Consider the following 649-nt stretch of genomic DNA (forward strand, 5'->3'; position numbering starts at 1 on the left):
AAATTCTATGGACCACAATTAATACTCGAGCGTAATACGATAGATCGTTTTAAAAATATCAGCATTTCTATCCGTTCTGCTTCTGATACTTATTCCTCGAAAACAAAATCAATACTAGCCAGAAATGTAGCAACGACTTCGCAAGGTGACATCATTGTTTATATCAAAGGTAATGTAAGACAAGGTAAAAAAAGTAACACTTACAAAGCCAAGCAAAACCTAATACTGCAAGTCTTTGAAGCTAAAAATCCCAATGTGGTGGTTAGTCAGAACATTTTATCAGAGATAGGAGAGTCTCCGATTAGTAAAGAGCTTGCACTTGATGACGCTCATAAAAAAATAACAGCAACACTTAATGAAAACTCAATTTATACACTCTTGAATTAAAGGCTTTGAAAATGCTTAAGAAAACAATCCTTGCAGGTTTAGTAGTATCAGTTATGGCTGGTTGTTCATCAATTCCGGGTATGGAATCAGCTACAGTAGACCGTGAAGCTACAAGCAAGGAACTTACTCAGAACTGTAAAGAACTAGGAACAGAGTTCACACCTGTATCATTCGCCGTTGATAAAGCATCAAAGGTGATGGTGTCACTACAGGAGCGCCAATGTTCAGTGTTCAATGACTACCGTACACTTGCATCTAAACA

At 37.1% G+C, this 649-nt stretch carries 2 pseudogenes; both read left to right on the forward strand.

The window, feature by feature from the left end:
- Positions 1-387, forward strand: a pseudogene (locus tag AB4486_RS23405) (hypothetical protein); the annotation flags it as partial.
- A gap of 11 nt (positions 388-398) precedes the next feature.
- A pseudogene (locus AB4486_RS23410) lies at positions 399-649 on the forward strand (hypothetical protein); the annotation flags it as partial.

It is taken from the genome of Vibrio sp. 10N.222.55.C6 (assembly GCF_041473395.1).
Classification (GTDB): Bacteria; Pseudomonadota; Gammaproteobacteria; order Enterobacterales; family Vibrionaceae; genus Vibrio; species Vibrio crassostreae_C.